Origin of the sequence: Citrobacter sp. CK206 (assembly GCF_030333125.1) — a bacterium.
In the GTDB taxonomy this organism is placed as follows: domain Bacteria; phylum Pseudomonadota; class Gammaproteobacteria; order Enterobacterales; family Enterobacteriaceae; genus Citrobacter_B; species Citrobacter_B koseri.
Genome location: NZ_JAOWGM010000030.1, coordinates 628016 through 648933 on the forward strand (window position 1 = coordinate 628016; position 20918 = coordinate 648933).

Genomic DNA, 20918 nt, shown 5'->3' on the forward strand with positions numbered 1-20918 from the left:
GTTATATCGCTAATATAAATTTTACGACTTTACCCTGTTAATAACAGGTAAATAGTCTTAATTAGATTGTCGGAAAAATCTCAGAGGGGAGAGATGATTTGCCATACGGCAAATCATCTGCAATGCGCTCAGGCGCGAGGTTCGATGATGTTCACCGTCAGCCCGGTGCGTTCCAGTTGCATTTGATGGTCCGCACTTATTCTGGAATCGGTGATAACGCGGCTAAAACGTGTCAACGGCCCCAGCGTATAAGGATGTACTGCGCCGAATTTAGAGCTGTCCGTCAGAACAATGGCTTCAGAGCCTTTTTCCAGTACGGCGTTAACCACATCCGATCGCATCATGTCCCGTCCGGTAAAACCGGTATCCGGCTGCCAGCCATCGATACCGATGAAGGCCTTACTGAAGTGAACCTGCTGGATAAACTGGCGGGTCAATGGCCCGACCATACTTTCACTTTTTTTCTGGTAGATTCCGCCAAGGAGGATCACTTCGCACGGCGTCTCTTTGAGCAAGTGAGCGATATAGCTACTCACCGTAATAATGGTGACATCCTTTTGTTCCGCTAACGTTCTGGCCAGCAGGGCATTGCTGCTGCCGTTTTCAATAAATACGGATTCGCCGGGGCTGACCAGTGACGCGGCAAATTCAGCCAGTTCGCGTTTGAGCGTGTAATTGGTCATCATGCGCGTTTCGACGTCATCGCTGTCCAGCGAGACGGCAAAACCATGCGCACGGCGCAGATAGCTCTGTTTTTCCAGGGTGTTAAGATCCTGTCGGATCGTGACTTCAGAGACGCCGGTGATTTTTGCCAGCTCAGCCACGCTCATCTGGCCTTTATCAATGACCATTTGCAAAATTGATTGTTGTCGGGAATTCATAATTTTAATTTTTATAACGGTATCAGTACCGGGGAGTATAAGGGATGCTGCGTTTCCTGAGTCAGGTGCCACGAAAAGCTCGCGTCACTTAGATCTCCCACGGAGCCCGGGGTTTCGTCGAGGAGGCGTCGGTATCTTCTTTCACCTGACTTAACAACTCCGCTTTAAGAATTTCAAGGTTGTGGATGGCAGAGTGGTAATCGCCAGCAACAAGGATATCCAGCACGGTATCAATGCGTTCGGCAACACGTTGGGCGTCGATATCAGACATGGTTATCATCCTTACGTCAAAAATGTATGAATTTCATGATGCAGAAAATAATGCCAAAAGAGAAGGGGAAAAACAGGATTCGCCAAAACCATTGGGTAATATTATATATTCTGTTATTACATGCAGATAAGTTTGTTACCAGAGGTCTCTTACCCTGTCCCGAACGCCTGTTTTTTGCCCATCTCAGCGCATCTTTTTATTCAGATAACGTTTATACCAGCGTTCAAAAGCGGCGGCGGGCATGGGTTTGGCAAACAGGAAACCCTGGCGCTCGTTGACACCATTCTTGGTTAAAAACGCATCTTCTTTTGCGCTTTCGACGCCTTCCGCAATCACCTGTAGATTTAACGCCTGCGCTACGGCGACGATCGCGCGTACTAACGATTGCGAAACCGACCGCTTATGAATGTCTCTGACAAACGTCTGATCCAGCTTGACCGCATCAATGGGGAAGCGGGCAAGCTGAGAAAGCGACGAATAGCCGGTGCCAAAATCGTCCAGATGTATCTGTGCGCCAAGCTGGCTGAATTGCTGGATGACGGTCAGCGCCAGCTCTTCGTTTTCAATCAAACAGCTTTCTGTCAGTTCGACATCAATCGGGCAATATTCGAAGTTCAGTTCATGAAGCACCTGCTTCAGGTCGGTAAAAATAGTTTGATCCGCGAGCTGGCGGGCGGATACGTTCACCGCGACGCGAAGGTTGATGCCTTTGCTGCGCCATTTGGCGACCTGCCGTACAACATCCATCATCACCCATCGCCCCAGCGGGACAATCAGCCCAGACTCTTCGGCGTAGGAGATAAACTCCAGCGGGGGAATTAACCCGCGTTCCGGTGATTGCCAGCGCACCAGCGCTTCGAGGCTGCGGACTTCGCCGCGCCAGGTCATCTTCGGCTGGTAGTGGATCAGGAGCTGATCGTTTTCCAACGCTTTGCGCAGATTGGTGTCCAGCCAAAGATACTCAAAGACGCGCTGGTTCATCTCGGGAGAGAACACGCAAAACTGTCCACGTCCGCCTTCTTTCGCGGTGTACATTGCGGTATCCGCATTACGAATCACGCTTTCGCTGTCATGCCCGTGCTGCGGCGCAAGGGCGATACCGATAGAACAGCCGGTATACACCTCGATAAGGCCAATGCGAAAGGGTTGACGCAAGCGTGTGAGAATTCGCGATGCCATGGCCTCCAGCGACCCTTGCGAAGTCTGCGTGGCGAGAACGATAAACTCATCGCCGCCGAGGCGGGCCAGCAGTTGATTCTCCTCAAGGCAACTCAGGATCGCCAGCGAGACGGCCTGTAACAGCTGGTCTCCAAACATATGCCCGTAGGCGTCGTTCACCCTTTTGAAGTTGTCCAGGTCCAGATAGACGATACCAACCTGATTGTCGCCCGCGTTTTCAATGGCATTGTTAATCAGCTCATGAATGGCATTCCGGTTAGGCAGCCCGGTGATTGTGTCCGTATTCGCCAGTACGCGTAAACGCTCCTGCGTACGCCGCTCCTCGGTAATGTCGGTGCCTGAACAGATTAAAAAGATTTCGTTCTTACCGCTGCCGCTATGGACAAATTTATTCCGAAACAGAAACAGGCGCTGGCCTTTGCGGGTCTTTACCCAGCGTTCGATCTCATAAGAGTTGCCGTTGCGGAAAAAACCGCTGATGTTGCGCCTGGAGGCCGCGGCTTCGCGCCGGCTCATAAATAATTTGAAGACGCTTTGCCCAATGACGTCATGCTCTTTTAACCCGGTGTATTCTTCGCAAAGACGGTTAAAACGCTGGATATTCCCGCGGCTGTCAAGGATTACGATCGCTGAGTTGGCCTCTGATACCACCTGCTCGGCAAAGGAGAGTCCCAGAACGGCCTCCTGCGTATCTGAAGGCGCATCATGCCAGACCGATACGTTTCCTGCCCATTCGCGCTTGTTGATTTTTCGCCCGACAAGTTGCACGGGAACGGCATTATGTTCACCGGGAAGGGTGAGTAACAGGCTTGACGTGATGACGGTCATCTCCCGGATGCGGTCAGCCTGCTCGGAAGATAACGCAACGGTCTGGTCAGCGTCGGCAGCCTCAGTCGCGGATAAACGCAGGGTGTCGCAGTCATCCGATAAACGCCAGTAAGGGCTATGGGTTCCCAAATCGCTAAACAATGAAACAGGCTCCAGAACGTCTTTCATGATGCTTACCATCCCGTTTAAAGCGCATACAGCCTCAGGAGAAAGGTTAGCCATGATTCGTACGAGGTAATTATGGCTGAACATATTGTTTTACTTATGTATTTATATGTAATCCAGATTCAGAAAAAAGCATAGCGAGCGGATAAAAATAATTCTGAACGGATGAGTGAAGTGTAGCGTGCGGTGGGTGGGGCGGGCAGAAAAAAAACGGCCTTTCCGGTTAAAGAAAGGCCGCTACATCAAAAACGTCAGGCGACAGGCCGGGCGATAATGCTACGGGTTTCCATGCGAACTTCCGCGATCGTTACATCGATCACATCCGTCACTTTGTATACCGTTTCACCTTTGATCTGCACGGTGCCGCTTTCCTGGCTGCAAACCAGCTCGTCACGTACGGCATGCAGGAACGGCGCCGGGATAAAGGCCATTGCGCCATTATCGACCAGGCGAACGCGCATCCCGCCGCGGCTGATATCAACGATTTCCGCCGCAAAGCGTGTTTCTGTACCGGCTTTATCATTCAGGAAGCGCGCATATAACCAGTCTCCGACGTCACGTTCCGCCATACGGTTCAGGCGGCGGCGTTCAGCCATCTGCTGCGTTGTCTCTTCCTGCGGACGCGCGATGGTTTCGCCTTTGATGACGGCTTTCAGCAGGCGGTGGTTAATCATGTCGCCGTATTTACGAATCGGAGAGGTCCAGGTCGCATACGCTTCCAGACCCAGTCCGAAGTGAGGGCCCGGTTCGGTGCTGATCTCTGCGAATGACTGGAAGCGACGAATACGGCTGTCCAGGAAACCGGACGGTTGGGCATCCAGCTCGCGGCGCAGTTTGCAGAAACCTTCCAGGGTTAATACGTCTCCTGCGTCAACGTGCAGGCCATGCGTTTTCAACAACGCTGCCAGCGCGTCGGCGTTGGCCGGGTCAAAGCCCATATGAACGTTGTAAATACCAAAGCCCAGTTTGTCGCGCAGCACGCGGGCGGCGCAAATGTTCGCCGCGATCATGGACTCTTCCACAATGCGGTTCGCAATGCGGCGAGGTTCCGCGACGATATCCAGCACTTCGCCTTTCTCTCCAAGAATAAAGCGATAGTCCGGGCGATCTTTGAACACCAGCGCATGGTTGTGACGCCATTCGCCACGGCTCAGGCAAATGCGCTGGAGCAGGCGGATCTGTTGGGCGATAGCGTCACTTTCAGGCTGCCAGCTGCCGGTATTTTCCAGCCAGTCGGAGACATTGTCGTAGGCCAGTTTGGCTTTCGACTTGATCGTGGCCGCAAAGAAGGTGATGTCATCTTCAATAGTGCCGTCGGCGGCAATGGTCATGCGGCAGGCCAGTGCCGGACGAACTTCCTGCGCGCGCAGGGAACAGAGGTCGTCAGACAGTTCGCGCGGCAACATCGGGATGTTGAAGCCCGGCAGATAGTTGGTAAACGCCCGGATTTTTGCGATGCTATCCAGCTTGCTGCCTTCCGCAATCCACGCGGTCGGGTCAGCAATCGCAACCGTCAGTTGCAGCTTACCTTCGCCCAACTCTTGCGCATAAAGGGCGTCATCCATGTCTTCGGTGCTGGCGCTGTCGATAGTGACAAAATCCAGCTCGGTCAGATCCTGGCGTACCAGACCTTCATCAAGCATTTCTGTCGCCGCGCCGTTCGGCGCTTCTTTTTCGAGATTATGGCGAGCCAGCGTGACCCACCACGGTACGAAGTGGTCGTCGGCGAAGGTGATAAACTGGGTTAACTCGGCGTAGAAAGAGCGGTCGCCTTTCAGCGGATGACGGCGCATTTCAGCAACGGCCCAGTCACCCTCTTTAAATTCGTGTTCCACGCCACGGGCGGCACGGCATGGGATAGCGTCTTTCAGCAACGGATGATCCGGTACGATGGACAGACGATCGTTTTTACCCTGGATTTTGCCCACGAAGCGGGTCAGGAACGGCTCGATCAGTTCTTCTGGCTCGGCGGACTCGCGTTCTTTTTCCGTATGGATCACCGCGACAATGCGGTCGCCGTGCATGACTTTTTTCATCTGCGGCGGCGGGATGAAATAACTTTTTTGTGCATCGACTTCCAGGAAGCCAAAGCCTTTTTCCGTGGCTTTTACCACCCCTTCAGCACGCGGCGTCTGGGAATGTAGTTGCTGTTTAAGCTGCGCTAGCAGCGGGTTGTCCTGAAACATAATTGTCTATTTTCGTGGCCAAAAGAGCGGCTGACAGTTTTACGCGATTCTGCCTGGCGCAGCAAGCGCTCTTTCAGTAAAGGCGCGGTTAATGTGTTTCGCCCAACGCGATTTTTAAACGGTTCAACCAACCGCACAATCCGCACCAGCCCAGCAAGTTGACGGCCTGTTCCAGTGACGCCCCCTGTTCGAGTAACGGCGTGAATTGCGCAGCGCTAAAACGATCGGGCGCCCTGGTCAGCCATTGTATCGCTTGCGTGACAGGACGCTCAACCGGATGTTGGCTTTCCCAGTGCTGTATCTCCCGTTCACCCCGGCGGAACACCGAAATGGTCTCTGCCCATTCGCCCGCATGGCGCGACTGTTCATTAAAACAGGCGACGCTGCCATTGATGCGTGACGTGAGCAGCGTGGCGAGCGGGAGCGACGCCGGTGGCGCATCCGTACGCAGGGCGCTGGTGAGCAGTGTGCCAAGTAAAGAAAGCAGGGCGGGTTCGTGAACCAGGACTGGCGCGAGCGTCAGCAGTTCTGCAACCGGCTGATGGTGAGACAGGCACTCCAGCTGTTCGGCGCTGGCGTAACGTATTTCCACGCCTTCCTGAGCCGGGTGCCATTGCGCGTCCTTTTCCTGGAAAAGCTGCGCATCGGCGAATTGCTGTATATCCAGACCCGGCACCCAGCGGACGGGGTGTCCATGATAAGCCTGGAATATCGCCACGACGCGCGCCTGAAAACCCACAAAACCAATAATCTGGTTTATCAGAATGATGTCGCAGGTCGTCAGACCCACATCGTCAAGGTGCTGGCGGTCGCGGGCATTAATGACTGCAGGGGAACTGGCCAGTTGACGCGCGTATTGCGTGATTTGCGCCAGTCGGTGGTTACTCTCCCGGGAAGAGTCCGGGCCGGGAAGCGGGGTCAGTCGCGCGGCGTAATGGTTACAGAGCCGCTGTACGCCATAGACCTGGGCAACGGTCAATGCGGTACTCATCCGTTCATAGGCGCTGAACGTGTGGAGACGATTCTGTGTGACGCGCTCGGGAAAGAGGCGTTGAGCAAGTTGACGGGCAGGGTGCAACCAGGACTGAAAGGGTAAAAGCACGTCTTCGGCGATCGCTAAATCCAGCAGAAAACTGTCCTCGACGTTCGCGGCTTCCGGCACCAGCGGGAGAACCTCTTGCGGATAAGTGCTGGACTGGGTTTCATGATACCAGTGGCTTTTGCCTTCAATTCGGCGTTGTTCCATGGGCGTTCCTTGGTCTAAAAGTGGCGACCCGGACACGTCGTCGTCGAATCACGCCGGATCGTTTTCGCTGCATTATCCTGGCGTAAGCAAGAGAGGGGATAAAAGATTGTTAGGTGATAATAAATATCAGAATGATATATACCGCGATGCGACAGCGCGCGAAGAATGGAAGGGGGTGAAAGGCGTCATCAGAGAAGGGAATAATGGGCGACGCTGCGCCGCCCATTGCGGGAAGTGAAACGATTATTTCAGTTCCAGTTCGTTCATGGCTGCGATGCTGAAACCGCCGTCGACGTGAACGACTTCACCGGAGATACCGGCAGACAGATCGGAGCACAGGAAGGCGGCAGAGTTGCCCACATCTTCAATGGTAACGGTGCGGCGAATCGGCGTAACCGCTTCGCAATGCGACAGCATTTTACGGAAATCTTTGATGCCGGACGCGGCCAGAGTACGGATCGGACCTGCGGAGATTGCGTTAACACGAACGCCTTCCGGGCCCATCGCGTTAGCCATGTAACGCACGTTTGCTTCCAGAGACGCTTTTGCCAGACCCATGACGTTGTAGTTCGGGATTGCGCGCTCAGCACCCAGATAAGACAGGGTCAGCAGGGCGGAACCCGGATTCAGCATGGTACGGCAAGCTTTTGCCATCGCCACAAAGCTGTAAGAGCTGATGTCGTGCGCGATTTTAAAGCCTTCACGGGTAACGGCATTCACATAGTCGCCATCCAGCTGATCGCCAGGCGCGAAGCCGATAGAGTGAACGAAACCGTCGAATTTCGGCCAGACTTTACCCAGTTCGGCAAACATAGCGTCGATGCTGGCATCTTCAGCTACATCACACTGCAACACGATGCTGGAATCCAGTTGAGCGGCAAACTCTTCCACGCGGCCTTTCAGTTTGTCGTTCTGGTAGGTGAACGCCAGTTCAGCTCCTTCGCGGCGCATCGCCTGAGCGATACCGTAGGCGATGGACAATTTGCTGGCAACACCCGTTACCAGAATGCGCTTACCGGAAAGAAAACCCATAGCTTTAATCCTTATAGTCATTACTTATTTTTTGCTTTTAATATCAATAAATTAAAAGCAACATTTCAAAGTTATTCGAAATTAGCTCGAAATTATATCCCACTCACAGCCCTTTGTGTCACGATATTTTTCCGTCATTTCCCGTGACTTAGCTCCGGGGCGGCGCAGGACGAGCCTGTTTACTTTCGATATTTTCCTGCATCCGTCCAGTATATCACTCGCTATCAGGTTCGCCTCATCCAACCAGCACGAGCGGGTGACGCGCTGCGAATATAAGGGATAAATACATTTGGACGAATCATAATGGTTGCATGACTAATTCTACTTATGTATTATTCGCAGCCGGTTCGTTATGACGCGTAAGTGCGTGATAACTCACAAGAACCGTCAAACCGCCATTAGCTCATCTGGAAGAGCGAACGACATTTATTGTGGGTGTTGTAGGGAACGGGGTTCGAGGCCTCGATGGCGGCCCAGGCCGACTTAGCTCAGTAGGTAGAGCAACTGACTTGTAATCAGTAGGTCACCAGTTCGATTCCGGTAGTCGGCACCATTTCAAACGTTTCCAGTGTTTTCTGACTTCATAAAAGCCCGCGTATCGCCGTTTCTTCTCTCCCGTCAAAACCGCGCTTCAACGGGAAAGAAGAGTCTGAACTTACGGTTTACCTGCCAGTCGAGACCTTTTCAAATCGATAAAACAGGTTCGGCTCACTCATAATATAAATGTTGCCGGCCTTATCCATCGACACGCCTTCAGGTTGCGGGATATCTTCCTCAAGACCATTTTCGCCCTGCGTTAATGACATCCGGCGCAGCACATTGCCGTTCAGGTCTATCTCTGTCAGGCTGCGTGACTCATCAGATAAGATCAGCAGATGTTCACCGTGGATGTGAAGGGCGGAGATATCGTCTACGTCCAGATTTTTAATCAGATCATCCAGCGGGACGATCTCAGAAAAATGAGTAAGGCCGCCGTCGCTTTGGGTTCGGTACAGCATGACCGGTTTACGTTCTTTGGCGAAATAGAGTTCATTTCGTCCGGCCATCCAGGCAATGCCTTCGATTCCCCGGTTGCGCGCGTTCTCAAACAGGTCTGTTTCTATTTTTCTCACTGACCTGATGTCCAGATCCTGGCTGAGCTGGTAAACATACATCGCGGAGTCTGCTTCATCGACCAGTAAGTATGTCCCGTTACCCGCGTATTCGATTGATTCAGCATCTTTAATCCGATCTGCGATGCTTTTTCTGGCGAGTATTTCTCCATTTTTAGACAGTTTGAGGATGGTGGCGGGTCTGTTGAGGGTGGCGACAAAAACATCTTCTTCGGGCACGTAGCTCAGGGAGGATAAATTGTCGATCCCGGACAACGGTTTTTTGAAGTCCAGAGTGTAGCCGAATGCCGGTTCAGTCTGGTTGTCAGCGCGAGTGAATGCGAAAGCAGACGCCAGTAGCACAGCCAGCGCCAGACACAGGATCAGCCAGGAATATTTTCTCATGGGCGCTCCTGCATCCGAGGCTCGCGGTGGATGGCCAAATGGCCGTTAATTGATTCAGACAACAACATCATAACGCTCCTTCAGACTAGCGATCTTTTCGCCAGGCGTCGGCGGTGAGGGCTTCGCCGAAGTGTCCTGCGATCAAACGGCGGGTGAGTTCATGTAACGGAGAGGCGAGAACATCAGCAGTGCTGCCGCGTTCGACCACTTCGCCCTGATGCATGACCAGCACCTGATCGCTGATGTGTTTCATCATCCCCAGATGCTGAGTGACGTAGATATACGAAATCCCCTGTTTTTCCTGGAGTTCCAGCATCAGGTTGATGAGCTGCGAGCGCATCGACATATCGAGCGAAGCCAGCGCTTCGTCGGCGATGATCACCTTCGGGCGTAAAATCAGGGCGCGGGCTAATCCCAGACGCTGTTTCTGCCCTGGCGCCAGCATGTGCGGATAATAGCTGACGTGGTCAGGGAGAAGTCCGACCATCCGCATGGTTTCAATAATCTGCTTACGTCGCTGCTCCGGTTCCAGATCGGTGTTCAACCGCAGCGGGAAATCCAGAATCTGCGAGATGCGCTGTCGCGGATTGAGTGACGTTGACGGGTCCTGAAAAATCATGCGGATGCGCTGGCTGCGAAACGAGTAGTCGCCGTATTTCAGCGGATGATCGTCAATCAGCAGTTCACCGCTGGTCGGCGCGATCATTCCTGCCAGCATTTTCGCCAGCGTGGATTTGCCGGAGCCATTCTCGCCAATAATGGCGAGCGTCTGGCGTTCGCGTAAGGTGAAGCTGAGCGGCTTTACCGCCTCGACGGTCTGACGCCGGAACCATCCTGTACGGTAGCGGAAGGTTTTACTCAGGTTACGCACTTCGAGCAGAGTTTCCACCATGTCACTCTTTCTCCATATTCAGCGGAAAATGACAGGCGTAGAGATGATTCTTCGCCCCGGTCAGACGCGGGGTTTCAATGCATTCTCGTTGAGCATACGGGCAACGCGGCCCCAGACGACAACCTATCGGTAATTGTTCCAGCAGCGGGATTGCCCCTGGCATGGTATTCAGGCGGCTTTTATGCGGCATGGCGCTGCCAAAATCCGGTATCGCGCGGATGAGCGCCTGAGTATAAGGGTGGTGAGGCGTAGCCACCAGATCCTTACTGGGCGCAGTTTCAACCGTCTGCCCGCAATACAGAACGTTGATTTTGTCTGCCCACTGGCTGAGCATTTGCAGGTCATGGCTGATCAGCAAAATAGTGGTATTGCTGTTCTGGTTCAGGCGCGTCAGCAGGCGGAAAATCTGCGCCTGGGTGGTGGGTTCCATCGCGTTGGTCGGTTCGTCGGCAATCAGCAAGCGCGGTTGATTGGCGAGCGCAATGGCGATCATGACTTTCTGACATTCGCCATCCGTCAGCTCATACGGAAAACTGCGCATCGCGTCTTTGTGATCTTTAATGCCGACCCGGTGCAACAGTTCAATGGCACGGCGTTTTCGCCAGCCAATACGCTGCCACCAGCGACCTTTATAGGTCCAGGCGGGAATATTCTGCATCAGTTGACGGCCAATGCGCTCCGAAGGATCAAGGCACGACTGCGGTTCCTGAAAGATCATCGACACGTTATGGCCGACCAGTTTGCGGCGCTCGCGCGCGGAAAGACGCAGCAGGTCGATATCGTCAAAGCGCATACGGTCGGCGGTGACGCGCCAGTTGTCTTTCGCCACACCGCAAATGGCTTTCGCAATCAGGCTTTTCCCGGAGCCGGATTCGCCGACCAGTCCACGAATTTCCCCTTCATTTAACGTCATGCTGACCCGATCTACGGCTTTAACCCAGTCTTCGCCGGTTTTAAATTCAATGGTCAGGTTGCGGATATCCAGTAACGGCATTATTCCACCCCCGCGATAATCGCGCGCCGGATGCCGTCGCCAAGCAGGTTCACCAGCAGAACGCTGATCATAATTGCCGCGCCAGGTAACATCACCGTCCACGGCGCGACATATATCAACTCCAGCGCGTCGCCAAGCATGGCGCCCCATTCAGGAGAAGGGAGTTGCGCGCCGAGGTCGAGAAAACCGAGCGCGGCGATATCGAGGATCGCCATCGACAACGCGCGGGTGATTTCGGTAATCAGACCGGCGGTAATATTGGGCAGAATGGCAAACCAGAGAATATTGAGCGTGGTGGCGCCATCGAGGCGCGCGGCGATCACATACTCTTTTTCCAGCTCGTCATGCACCATGCTGTAGACCGAGCGCACCATACGCGGCAGCAGTGCGAGCCAGACGGCAAACATTGCGTGACTCAGATGCGGCCCGGCAAAGGCAACAACGATAATCGCCAACAGCAACGACGGAATAGAGAGCAGGGTGTCCAGAATATGGTTGAGTACGGCGGAGCGTAAACCGTGTGTAGCCCCGGCGACAACGCCCAGAATCAGGCCGCACAGCGTTGCCGCCAGCGTGACGATAAACGCGCCGCCGACGGTGGGCGCCGCGCCGCTCAGCAGGCGACTTAAAACGTCACGCCCCAGATCGTCCGTGCCCAGAAAAAACGAGACTTCGCCATAGCGCGACCAGGACGGCGGCAACAACTGGTAGCCGAGGAACTGCTGATCGATGCCGTAGGGAGCAAACCAGTTGCCAAAAATACACAGCACCACCAGACCTGCGCAGCCGTAAAGACCGACCATCGCAGAAGCGTCGCCATAAAATTTGCGCCAGGCAGTGCGCAGCGTTCCCGGTGGGCGCTTTTCGCTGTACACACTATCGTAAGGCATACCATTCCTTATGTTTCAGAGGGTTAGCCATAGCACCCAAAATATCAGAGATCACGTTGACGATAATCACTAGCGAACCAACCACCATTACGCCTGCGGAAATAGCGGCGTAGTCCTGCTGGCGGATAGCGTTGATCAACCAGCGTCCCAGCCCCGGCCAGCTAAAAACCATCTCGGTGATCATCGCCAGCGTCAGCATGGTGGAAAACTGCAAGCCGAGACGCGGGATCACCGGCGGCAGCGCGTTGTGCAGCACATGCCGACGCAGAATCGTCAGCCGTGACAGACCGCGCGTCGCCGCTGCCTTCACGTAATTCTGGTCATACACTTCAATAGTGCTGATGCGCATCAGACGAATCACTTCCGTGGTGGGGGCGACGGCCAGCGTCAGCACCGGCAATACCATGTGGCGCACTGCGCTCATCACCATCTCATCGCGCCAGGGCGAGTCGGAAATCCAGGCATCAATAATGGCGAAACCGGTGACCGGCTTCACTTCGTAAAGCAGATCAAAACGACCTGATACCGGCAGCCAGCCGAGCGTGAGCGAGAAAAACAGCGTCAACAGCAGCGCCAGCCAGAAGACCGGAATCGAAAATCCCACTAAGGCGAGGGCGCTGATGAAACGGTCTGGCCATTTATTCCGCGTTACGCCTGCCAGCATCCCCACCGGGATTCCGACCATCAGGGCAAAGCCGAAAGCGAGAATGCACAGCTCCATCGTGGCGGGAAAAACCTCTTTGAGCTGTTCGGAGATCAGCTGGCCGTTAATGCTGGAAACGCCAAAATCCCAGTGGATCAGGCTGTTAAACCAGAAAACCCAGGCGTTCCACAACGATGCGCCCTGTAATGGCGCATGGGGCGTGAAATAGCTCAGGCTAAAGCCGATAAAGGTCAGAAAGAACAGCGTGACCAACAGCAGCAGAAACCGACGCAGGGTGAAAATAATCATGGTTTTTTCACCTCATCTTCTTTTTCCCGCGAAACACCGGCAAACGAGGCGTTACCAAAGGGACTTAAAACCAGCCCTTTAATATCATAGCGATAAGCCTGTAAACGCAGCGAGGAGGCGAGCGGCAGTATCGGCAGCTCTTTTGCCAGAATATTTTGCGCTTCATCATACGCGTCAATACGCGCCGCAAGCTGCTGGGACGAGAGCGCTTTTCGCAGAATGCCGTCAAACTCAGGATGGCACCAGTGTGCAAAGTTGGTTTGTGAGTTAATGGCGGCGCAGCTCAGCAACGGCCTGAAGAAACTGTCTGGATCGTTACTGTCGGTTGCCCAACCGGACAACGTCAGATCATGGTTCATGTCCATCAACCGCGCCTCCTGGAAACGACCTTCTACCGGAACAATCACCACTTTTACGCCGACCTGCGCCATATCCGCCTGGATCAGCTCGGCGGTTTTCAGCGGGCTGGGGTTCCAGGCCTGGGAACTGGTCGGCACCCACAGCTGTAGCGTTAAGTTTTCCAGCCCCAGCGCTTTCAACTGCTCGCGGGATTTAGCCGGATTGTATTCTGTAATTTTAGCCTCGTTGTCATAGGCCCACGAGGCGCGCGGCAAAATAGAGGCGGCGGTTTCCGCTGTACCGTAGTAGATCGACTGCATCAGCCGCTGGTTGTTGATCGACAACGCCAGCGCATGGCGTACGGCGGGATTATTCAGCGGCGGCTTATCGGTATTAAAGGCCAGGTAGGCGATGTTCATACCGGGGCGCAGCGTCAAACGCAAGCGCGGATCGTCGCGCAGAATCGTGAGCTGACTGGCGGCGGGCCAGGCCAGCACATCGCATTCGCCGGTGAGCAATTTCGATAAACGGCCTGTGCCGCCGGAGCCTAAGTCAACCACCACCTGCGGCATCAGCGGTTTACCACGCCAGAATCCCTCATGACGTTGCAGACGAATATATTGTCCGGCGCGATATTCCGAGAGCTGGAACGGGCCGGTGCCGACCGGCTGGCGGTCAATCAGTTCCGGGTGATCCTGCTTTGTCAGCTGCGCCGCATATTCCGCTGACATGACCGACGCATAGTGCGTCGCCAGATGCCATAAGAAGGAGGCGTCTGGTTGGGTCAGGCGAAATTCGACGATATTGTTGTCCAGCTTACGCACGCTCTTTACGTTATCGGCAAACTGCAAACTGTCGAAATAGGGAAAGCTGCCGCCGTTAACGTTATGCCAGGGATGTTTGCGATCAAAAATGCGCTCGAAGGTAAACACCACGTCATCCGCGTTCAGCTTGCGGGTAGGGGTGAACCAGGCGGTCTTCTGGAAAGAGACGTTGCGACGCAGGTGGAAACGGTAGGTCGCGCCGTTGTCCAGCACTTCCCAGCTTTCTGCCAGTTCCGGTACCAGACGATAAGTATAAGGGTCCACATCCAGCAGTCTGTCATACAGCTGAGCGGCAAGCGTATCAACGATCAGGCCACTGCTCGCTTTTTGTGGATTGAAGGTGTTGACCTGCCCACTGACGCAATAGACAAAGCCGCTGTCGCGAATATCAGCATGCGTAGTCGGTTCAGGCGCAGCCGCAGCCTGACCACTCAGGAGTCCAGCCATCACGATCAGAGACGATAAAACCAGGCGCATAATTTTTAAGGTTTTTAGATTCGATTTGCAAAGTGTATCGCACTTCGGCCCGCCAGGTAAAAATGACTGCGGACAACTGGCGTAAATGTACACAATTGCGATGAAGGAATCGTCATACTGGTTGAATAAACACCAAAGGAAATGCCCGTTCGGTTAAGTTACGGGCTTTGATACATGATTACTTCAGGCTTACGTTTCGCAATATTTTCTGGCCTGCGACAGATTGTACTTTCCAGGTACCGTTTTCTTTCACCATGCAGTCTATTACTGTGTGTTTCTGTTCAGCGCCGAAAGAGACATAGACCTGTGTACATACGGGATCTAAGTCTGATGAGACGATCTCTATTTGCTGCCAGTCATCGTCAAAATCCTGGGCTTTGATGAACATATCAGAATCGGGTACATCTTCGGAGTCTGGGTCTGCTGTATTTGAGGTCTTTAACGCAGCAATGGTGTTTGCTGTAACGTAGGGCTGGAGTCCCTCATAATCAGCCAGTGGATTTTTCTCCTGTATTAACTGGGATATGTACCAGCGATTAAATGTTAAAGCTGTAGCTTCGGGTCCGCCGGGAGACAACGCCGCAAAAGCAGAAGAGCTGATTAACAAGCCAGCCAGGCTCGCACCCATCATAGCGTGTCTGCGTGCGTATTCTACGGCTGCGTGTTTATCCCAATTCATGGCATTTCCCTTGTATGCAAAATCGTTGGGTATAACATTACGCTGGAAATTCAATCACCTTTGTAATTATTTTTATTATGTTATTAACCAATATCGAAATTAATTATAAAGAAAACCTAATTAATTCACTTAACATATTACCCCCACAGAATGAGAACAACTGTCCCGGGCATGAGCGCTAAATCTGATGTTTTTTGAGCAATGCGCGCAACTGGTGGTAGGTCAGACCCAGCAATTCTGCTGCCCGTTTTTGATTAAATTTCGCCTGTTGCAGGCTGATTTGCAGAAAGTCTTTCTCCTGCTGTTGCTGAAATTCGCGTAAATCCAGCGGCAATGATGGCGCAGAAACGGGCGTTTCCGGCGGCGTCGGTTCGGGAATGTCACGCTTAAACGGATCGATGATAATTTCATCTAACGGATAATCGCTGCTGCCATGCCGATAAACCGAACGCTCAACCACGTTTTTCAGCTCACGAATATTTCCCGGCCAGCGGTACTGAAGCAGGGTTTCTCTCGCCCGCGCGGTAAAACCCGGGAAGAGGGGCAGATGAATCTCACGGCACATCTGAATGGCAAAGTGTTCGGCCATTAACATGATGTCGCTTTGACGCTGGCGTAAAGGGGGAAGCTGCACGACGTCGAAAGCGAGCCGGTCCAGCAGATCGGCGCGAAATGTCCCTTCGCTCACCATTTGCGGCAAATCGGCATTTGTCGCGCAGACCAGACGCACATTAACCTGCAACGGCTGGCTGCCGCCGACGCGCTCCAGCTCGCCGTATTCGATCACCCGCAGCAGTTTTTCCTGAACCAGCATGGGAGCGGTCGCCAGCTCATCCAAAAAGAGCGTACCGCCATCGGCGCGTTCAAAGCGCCCGGGATGACGTTTTTGCGCGCCGGTAAATGCGCCTGCTTCATGACCAAATAACTCGGAGTCGAGCAGGTTTTCATTGAGCGCGGCGCAGTTAAGGGAGATGAACGGCCCTTGCCAGCGCGTTGAGAGAAAATGCAGTCGGTTGGCGATCAGCTCTTTCCCTGTTCCGCGTTCGCCAATGATAAGCACGGGTTTATCCAGCGGCGCCAGATGGGAAACCTGCTCCAGCACTTCAAGAAAGCTGTTGGCTTCGCCGAGAAGGTTATCTTTGTATTCTGCCATGATGAGATTCACCACTTGTTAGTGTTATTCACCACTTTAGCCTATTTCTCTCGTGAGGTAAAATCGTACATTGTTTTAATAATCAATAGATTAAAAAGTTGGCACGCAGATTGTATTAACCCTGTAGCAGGGCATAGCCCGATATCAGAACATACCGTGTGAGGATTGAATTATGGGTATTTTTTCTCGTTTTGCCGACATCGTGAACGCCAACATTAATGCGCTGCTGGAAAAAGCGGAAGATCCGCAAAAGCTGGTGCGCCTGATGATTCAGGAAATGGAAGATACGCTGGTGGAAGTCCGTTCTAATTCCGCGCGCGCGCTGGCAGAAAAGAAACAGTTATCCCGTCGCATTGAGCAGGCCGCCGCGCAACAGGCGGAGTGGCAGGAGAAAGCCGAGCTGGCGCTGCGTAAAGATAAAGAGGATCTGGCGCGCGCCGCGCTGATTGAGAAACAAAAACTGACGGATTTGATCGCCACCCTCGATCAGGAAGCGGCACTGGTTGACGACACGCTGGTGCGGATGAAGAAAGAGATTGGCGAGCTGGAAAATAAACTCAGTGAAACCCGTGCCCGTCAGCAGACATTGACGTTGCGCCACCAGGCGGCAAGCTCTTCCCGTGATGTCCGTCGTCAACTGGACAGCGGCAAACTGGATGAGGCTATGGCGCGTTTTGAATCGTTTGAACGCCGTATCGATCAGATGGAGGCGGAAGCGGAAAGCCAAAACTTTGGCAAGCAGAGAACCCTGGATCAGCAGTTTGCCGATCTGAAAGCAGATGATGAAATCAGCGAACAACTGGCGCAGTTGAAAGCCAAAATGAAGCAAGATAACCAATAATAATATCTGGCGGCGCCCGAACGCGCCGCCGCTCATCACCTGTAAGGAGCACTCATGAGCGCGTTATTTCTGGCCATACCGTTAACCATTTTCGTGCTGTTCGTGTTACCGATTTGGTTATGGCTGCATTACAGCAACCGTTCCGGTCGGGGCGAACTGTCGCAAAGCGAACAGCAACGTTTAATGCAGCTAACCGACGAAGCGCAACGCATGCGCGAGCGTATTCAGGCGCTGGAAGCCATTCTTGACGCCGAACATCCGAACTGGAGGGATCGCTAATGGGAGGAATTAACCTGAACAAGAAATTATGGCGTATGCCGCAGCAGGGGATGGTGCGAGGGGTGTGTGCCGGTATCGCGCAGTACCTTGATGTACCGGTGAAACTGGTGCGTATCCTGGTGGTGTTATCGATCTTCTTTGGTCTGGCATTTTTCACCCTGGTGGCTTACATCATTCTCTCTTTTGTACTGGACCCGATGCCGGACAGCATGGCAACGGGCGAGCAACAGCCTTCCAGCGGTGAACTGTTAGATGCGGTGGATCGTGAACTGGCCGCTGGCGAAAAACGTTTACGCGAAATGGAGCGCTATGTGACCTCTGATACCTTCACGTTACGCAGCCGCTTCCGTCAATTGTAAGAGGACAGAGATGAATACTCGCTGGCAACGCGCCGGGCAAAAGGTGAAGCCGGGCTTTAAACTTGCAGGGAAGCTGGTTCTCCTGACCGCGTTACGCTACGGTCCCGCAGGCGTAGCGGGGTGGGCGGTGAAATCCGTGGCCCGGCGCCCGCTGAAGATGTTGCTGGCGTTGGCGCTTGAGCCTTTACTGAGCCGGGCAGCGGCTAAATTATCCCGGCGTTATGGGCGATGAGAGGACGCGGGAAATATTTTCTTAAGGCTATGTGTACAGGATGATGAAATCCTGATCATCAGTAAGAACGATAACAGGTGTACTTTTCTGCTTGTGGCGGCGTAAACGGCGTCGCCATAAATACCTCAGAGAGTTGATAATTAATAATCAGCCCCTATCTTTATTTCCTGCTCGTTATACTTTTATGGACTCTTCAGGCACAACAGGATGGCGATGAAGCGACTCAAAAACGAACTTAACTCGCTGGTTAATCGCGGTGTAGACAGGCATTTACGTCTGGCCGTTACTGGACTTAGCCGCAGTGGGAAAACCGCGTTTATCACTGCGATGGTTAACCAACTGCTCAACATCCATGCCGGATCGCGACTGCCGCTGCTAAGCGCGGTGCGTGAGGAGCGTTTGCTGGGCGTGAAACGCGTTCCACAACGTGATTTTGGTATTCCTCGTTTTACCTACGATGAAGGGCTGGCCCAGCTTTATGGCCAGCCGCCTGCCTGGCCGACGCCAACGCGCGGCGTGAGCGAAATCCGTCTCGCGTTACGCTACAAATCCAATGATTCTTTGCTGCGCCATTTTAAAGACACCTCGACGTTATACCTGGAGATTGTCGATTATCCCGGCGAATGGCTGCTCGACTTGCCGATGCTGGCGCAGGATTACCTGAGCTGGTCCCGGCAAATGACCGGCTTACTGCAAGGGCAGCGGGGCGAATGGTCGGCCAAATGGCGTCAGCTATGCCAGGGGCTGGACCCGCTGGCGCCTGCTGATGAAAATCGCCTGGCGGAGATCGCCGCGGCCTGGACGGCGTATCTGCACCAATGTAAACAGCAGGGGCTGCACTTTATTCAGCCTGGCCGCTTTGTGCTGCCGGGCGATATGGCGGGCGCGCCTGCGTTGCAGTTTTTCCCGTGGCCGGATGTGGATGCGCATGGCGAATCGATACTGGCGCAGGCGGACAAACACACCAACGCCGGAATGTTGCGTGAACGCTTTAATTACTACTGTGAAAAAGTGGTGAAAGGGTTCTATAAAAACCATTTCCTGCGGTTTGATCGCCAGATTGTACTGGTGGATTGCCTGCAACCGTTGAACAGCGGGCCGCAGGCGTTCAACGATATGCGTCTGGCGCTGACGCAATTGATGCAGAGTTTCCACTATGGCCAGCGAACGCTATTTCGCCGACTCTTTTCCCCGGTGATTGATAAACTGCTGTTTGCGGCGACCAAGGCAGACCATGTGACTGTCGATCAACATGCCAATATGGTCTCTTTGCTCCAGCAACTGATTCAGGATGCCTGGCAAAACGCGGCGTTTGAAGGCATCAGCATGGATTGTCTGGGACTGGCGTCCGTACAGGCGACGACCAGTGGATTGATCGACGTGAATGGTGAAAAGATCCCGGCCTTACGCGGTAACCGTTTAAGCGATGGAACGCCGTTAACGGTATACCCCGGCGAAGTGCCCGCACGTCTGCCGGGACAAGCGTTCTGGGACAGTCAGGGTTTCCAGTTTGAAGCGTTTCGCCCACAGGTGATGGATGTGGACAAACCATTGCCGCACATTCGTCTGGATGCCGCGCTGGAATTTTTAATAGGAGACAAATTGCGATGAGCGAACCGTTAAAACCGCGTATCGATTTCGCAGGTCCACTGGAGGTGGAGCAAAACCAGACGCTTAAAACGCAACAGACCTTCAGCGAGACGCAGGCGCAGACTTTTGCCCCCGCGCAGGTGGATGAACCTCTGGAAGACGAGGGACAGGCGGAAGCGGTCATTGATGCCGCACTGCGCCCGAAACGCAGTTTGTGGCGCAAGATGGTGATGGGGGGACTGGCGTTGTTTGGCGTCAGCGTTGTGGGCCAGGGCGTGCAATGGACCATGAACGCATGGCAAACCCAGGACTGGGTGGCGCTGGGCGGTTGTGCCGCCGGGGCGTTGATCATTGGCGCAGGCGTTGGCTCGGTCGCGACAGAATGGCGTCGGTTATGGCGATTACGCCAGCGGGCGCATGAACGGGATGAAGCGCGCGACCTGTTGCACAGCCACGGTACGGGAAAGGGCCGTGCGTTTTGCGAAAAGCTGGCGCAGCAGGCCGGTATCGATCAGTCTCACCCGGCGTTGCAGCGCTGGTATGCTTCGATTCACGAAACGCAAAACGATCGGGAAGTGGTCAGCTTATACGCTCAACTGGTGCAACCGGTGCTGGATGCCCAGGCGCGACGTGAAATCAGCCGTTCGGCCGCCGAATCCACGTTAATGATCGCCGTCAGCCCGCTGGCGTTGGTGGATATGGCATTTATCGCCTGGCGAAATTTGCGGCTGATCAATCGCATTGCGACGCTGTATGGCATTGAACTGGGGTATTACAGCCGCCTGCGCCTGTTTCGTCTGGTGTTGCTCAATATTGCGTTTGCGGGCGCCAGCGAGCTGGTGCGTGAAGTCGGGATGGACTGGATGTCGCAGGATCTGGCGGCGCGTTTGTCTGCCCGTGCGGCGCAGGGTATTGGCGCCGGGCTGTTAACCGCTCGTCTGGGCATTAAAGCGATGGAACTGTGTCGTCCCTTACCGTGGATCGACGATGATAAGCCGCGTCTGGGGGATTTTCGTCGCCAGCTTATCGTTCAGGTCAAAGAGACCTTGCAGAAAAGCAAAACCCCGCGCGAAAACTGATCGCTGGAAGGGCGCTGACCGTATAACTTTACGGCCCGGCGCCCAATTTTCCGT

Annotated in this window: 20 protein-coding genes and 1 tRNA gene; 7 read left to right on the plus strand and 14 right to left on the minus strand. The window is 53.9% G+C overall.

Annotation, left to right across the window (positions count from 1 at the left end; all coding sequences use genetic code 11):
• Positions 1-128: 128 nt before the first annotated feature.
• The 6 genes from yciT to fabI form a co-directional block, all read right to left on the minus strand.
• Complete coding sequence (gene yciT, locus OGX81_RS20185) at positions 129-881, minus strand: DNA-binding transcriptional regulator YciT (protein WP_024130303.1); 753 nt, start codon at positions 879-881, stop codon at positions 129-131.
• Positions 882-969: 88 nt separating this feature from the next.
• Complete coding sequence (locus tag OGX81_RS20190; protein WP_024130304.1) at positions 970-1152, minus strand: YciZ family protein; 183 nt, start codon at positions 1150-1152, stop codon at positions 970-972.
• A gap of 183 nt (positions 1153-1335) precedes the next feature.
• Positions 1336-3327, minus strand: a complete 1992-nt coding sequence (gene pdeR, locus OGX81_RS20195; RefSeq protein WP_110123692.1) for a cyclic di-GMP phosphodiesterase — start codon at positions 3325-3327, stop codon at positions 1336-1338.
• A 248-nt stretch (positions 3328-3575) separates the two neighbouring features.
• Positions 3576-5510: an exoribonuclease II gene (locus OGX81_RS20200; protein WP_110123691.1), complete on the minus strand. Its 1935-nt coding sequence runs from the start codon at positions 5508-5510 to the stop codon at positions 3576-3578.
• An 88-nt stretch (positions 5511-5598) separates the two neighbouring features.
• Positions 5599-6756 carry a carboxymuconolactone decarboxylase family protein gene (locus OGX81_RS20205; RefSeq protein ID WP_104868613.1) on the minus strand — a complete coding sequence of 386 codons (1158 nt, stop codon included), beginning with the start codon at positions 6754-6756 and terminating at the stop codon, positions 5599-5601.
• A gap of 243 nt (positions 6757-6999) precedes the next feature.
• The gene (gene fabI / locus OGX81_RS20210) at positions 7000-7788 is read right to left on the minus strand and encodes an enoyl-ACP reductase FabI (protein ID WP_024130306.1); all 789 of its coding nucleotides are present in this window, start codon (positions 7786-7788) and stop codon (positions 7000-7002) included.
• Between the two features lie 477 nt (positions 7789-8265).
• Between fabI and OGX81_RS20215 the strand changes: the two genes are divergently transcribed.
• Positions 8266-8341, plus strand: a tRNA-Thr gene (locus tag OGX81_RS20215).
• 109 nt (positions 8342-8450) lie between these two features.
• On the opposite strand, the gene OGX81_RS20220 is transcribed toward OGX81_RS20215, so the two are convergent.
• The 8 genes from OGX81_RS20220 to pspF all read right to left on the minus strand — a co-directional run bounded on the left by OGX81_RS20220 (position 8451) and on the right by pspF (position 16484).
• Positions 8451-9284 (minus strand): SdiA-regulated domain-containing protein, encoded by an 834-nt coding sequence (locus OGX81_RS20220; RefSeq protein ID WP_012132255.1) that lies wholly within the window; start codon positions 9282-9284, stop codon positions 8451-8453.
• 85 nt (positions 9285-9369) lie between these two features.
• A complete protein-coding gene (sapF, locus tag OGX81_RS20225) occupies positions 9370-10176 on the minus strand; it encodes a peptide ABC transporter ATP-binding protein SapF (RefSeq protein ID WP_012132256.1) in 807 nt (268 codons plus the stop codon).
• A 1-nt stretch (position 10177) separates the two neighbouring features.
• The gene (gene sapD, locus OGX81_RS20230; protein WP_012132257.1) at positions 10178-11170 is read right to left on the minus strand and encodes a peptide ABC transporter ATP-binding protein SapD; all 993 of its coding nucleotides are present in this window, start codon (positions 11168-11170) and stop codon (positions 10178-10180) included.
• Positions 11170-12060: a peptide ABC transporter permease SapC gene (sapC, locus tag OGX81_RS20235; RefSeq protein WP_104868614.1), complete on the minus strand. Its 891-nt coding sequence runs from the start codon at positions 12058-12060 to the stop codon at positions 11170-11172. The genes sapD and sapC overlap by 1 nt, the downstream gene beginning before the upstream one ends.
• Positions 12047-13012, minus strand: coding sequence for a peptide ABC transporter permease SapB (gene sapB / locus OGX81_RS20240; RefSeq protein WP_047463560.1), 966 nt, complete (start codon positions 13010-13012; stop codon positions 12047-12049). The genes sapC and sapB overlap by 14 nt, the downstream gene beginning before the upstream one ends.
• Positions 13009-14652, minus strand: coding sequence for an ABC transporter substrate-binding protein SapA (gene sapA / locus OGX81_RS20245; RefSeq protein ID WP_058669216.1), 1644 nt, complete (start codon positions 14650-14652; stop codon positions 13009-13011). Before sapA ends, sapB begins: the two co-directional genes overlap by 4 nt.
• 178 nt (positions 14653-14830) lie before the next feature.
• Positions 14831-15331 carry a DUF3828 domain-containing protein gene (locus OGX81_RS20250; protein WP_080975402.1) on the minus strand — a complete coding sequence of 167 codons (501 nt, stop codon included), beginning with the start codon at positions 15329-15331 and terminating at the stop codon, positions 14831-14833.
• 178 nt (positions 15332-15509) lie between these two features.
• Positions 15510-16484: a phage shock protein operon transcriptional activator gene (pspF, locus tag OGX81_RS20255; RefSeq protein WP_012132264.1), complete on the minus strand. Its 975-nt coding sequence runs from the start codon at positions 16482-16484 to the stop codon at positions 15510-15512.
• 172 nt (positions 16485-16656) lie between these two features.
• On the opposite strand from pspF, the gene pspA reads away from it, so the two are divergent.
• The 6 genes from pspA (at position 16657) to OGX81_RS20285 (ending at position 20864) form a co-directional block, all read left to right on the plus strand.
• On the plus strand, positions 16657-17325 hold the full coding sequence (pspA, locus tag OGX81_RS20260) for a phage shock protein PspA (RefSeq protein WP_104868615.1): 669 nt from the start codon (positions 16657-16659) through the stop codon (positions 17323-17325).
• 54 nt (positions 17326-17379) lie between these two features.
• Positions 17380-17604 (plus strand): envelope stress response membrane protein PspB, encoded by a 225-nt coding sequence (gene pspB / locus OGX81_RS20265; RefSeq protein ID WP_012132266.1) that lies wholly within the window; start codon positions 17380-17382, stop codon positions 17602-17604.
• Positions 17604-17963 (plus strand): envelope stress response membrane protein PspC, encoded by a 360-nt coding sequence (gene pspC / locus OGX81_RS20270; protein WP_012132267.1) that lies wholly within the window; start codon positions 17604-17606, stop codon positions 17961-17963. The genes pspB and pspC overlap by 1 nt, the downstream gene beginning before the upstream one ends.
• Positions 17964-17973: 10 nt before the next feature.
• Positions 17974-18195: a phage shock protein PspD gene (gene pspD, locus OGX81_RS20275; protein WP_012132268.1), complete on the plus strand. Its 222-nt coding sequence runs from the start codon at positions 17974-17976 to the stop codon at positions 18193-18195.
• A 213-nt stretch (positions 18196-18408) separates the two neighbouring features.
• Entirely contained in the window at positions 18409-19806 is a 1398-nt protein-coding gene (locus OGX81_RS20280; RefSeq protein WP_058669435.1) for a YcjX family GTP-binding protein, read from the plus strand.
• Positions 19803-20864 carry a YcjF family protein gene (locus OGX81_RS20285; protein WP_012132270.1) on the plus strand — a complete coding sequence of 354 codons (1062 nt, stop codon included), beginning with the start codon at positions 19803-19805 and terminating at the stop codon, positions 20862-20864. Before OGX81_RS20280 ends, OGX81_RS20285 begins: the two co-directional genes overlap by 4 nt.
• The last annotated feature ends 54 nt before the right edge of the window (positions 20865-20918 follow it).

Excerpts from the sequence above, each read along its gene's own strand:
- OGX81_RS20250 (WP_080975402.1), bottom strand. The coding sequence starts at position 15,331 with ATGAATTGGGATAAACACGCAGCCGTAGAATACGCACGCAGACACGCT.
- sapD (WP_012132257.1), bottom strand. The coding sequence starts at position 11,170 with ATGCCGTTACTGGATATCCGCAACCTGACCATTGAATTTAAAACCGGC.
- pspF (WP_012132264.1), bottom strand. The coding sequence starts at position 16,484 with ATGGCAGAATACAAAGATAACCTTCTCGGCGAAGCCAACAGCTTTCTT.
- sapA (WP_058669216.1), bottom strand. The coding sequence starts at position 14,652 with ATGCGCCTGGTTTTATCGTCTCTGATCGTGATGGCTGGACTCCTGAGT.
- pspB (WP_012132266.1), top strand. The coding sequence starts at position 17,380 with ATGAGCGCGTTATTTCTGGCCATACCGTTAACCATTTTCGTGCTGTTC.
- pspA (WP_104868615.1), top strand. The coding sequence starts at position 16,657 with ATGGGTATTTTTTCTCGTTTTGCCGACATCGTGAACGCCAACATTAAT.
- sapB (WP_047463560.1), bottom strand. The coding sequence starts at position 13,012 with ATGATTATTTTCACCCTGCGTCGGTTTCTGCTGCTGTTGGTCACGCTG.
- pspC (WP_012132267.1), top strand. The coding sequence starts at position 17,604 with ATGGGAGGAATTAACCTGAACAAGAAATTATGGCGTATGCCGCAGCAG.
- OGX81_RS20285 (WP_012132270.1), top strand. The coding sequence starts at position 19,803 with ATGAGCGAACCGTTAAAACCGCGTATCGATTTCGCAGGTCCACTGGAG.
- fabI (WP_024130306.1), bottom strand. The coding sequence starts at position 7,788 with ATGGGTTTTCTTTCCGGTAAGCGCATTCTGGTAACGGGTGTTGCCAGC.
- sapF (WP_012132256.1), bottom strand. The coding sequence starts at position 10,176 with ATGGTGGAAACTCTGCTCGAAGTGCGTAACCTGAGTAAAACCTTCCGC.
- pspD (WP_012132268.1), top strand. The coding sequence starts at position 17,974 with ATGAATACTCGCTGGCAACGCGCCGGGCAAAAGGTGAAGCCGGGCTTT.
- sapC (WP_104868614.1), bottom strand. The coding sequence starts at position 12,060 with ATGCCTTACGATAGTGTGTACAGCGAAAAGCGCCCACCGGGAACGCTG.
- OGX81_RS20280 (WP_058669435.1), top strand. The coding sequence starts at position 18,409 with ATGAAGCGACTCAAAAACGAACTTAACTCGCTGGTTAATCGCGGTGTA.
- pdeR (WP_110123692.1), bottom strand. The coding sequence starts at position 3,327 with ATGAAAGACGTTCTGGAGCCTGTTTCATTGTTTAGCGATTTGGGAACC.
- yciT (WP_024130303.1), bottom strand. The coding sequence starts at position 881 with ATGAATTCCCGACAACAATCAATTTTGCAAATGGTCATTGATAAAGGC.
- OGX81_RS20200 (WP_110123691.1), bottom strand. The coding sequence starts at position 5,510 with ATGTTTCAGGACAACCCGCTGCTAGCGCAGCTTAAACAGCAACTACAT.
- OGX81_RS20205 (WP_104868613.1), bottom strand. The coding sequence starts at position 6,756 with ATGGAACAACGCCGAATTGAAGGCAAAAGCCACTGGTATCATGAAACC.
- OGX81_RS20220 (WP_012132255.1), bottom strand. The coding sequence starts at position 9,284 with ATGAGAAAATATTCCTGGCTGATCCTGTGTCTGGCGCTGGCTGTGCTA.
- OGX81_RS20190 (WP_024130304.1), bottom strand. The coding sequence starts at position 1,152 with ATGTCTGATATCGACGCCCAACGTGTTGCCGAACGCATTGATACCGTG.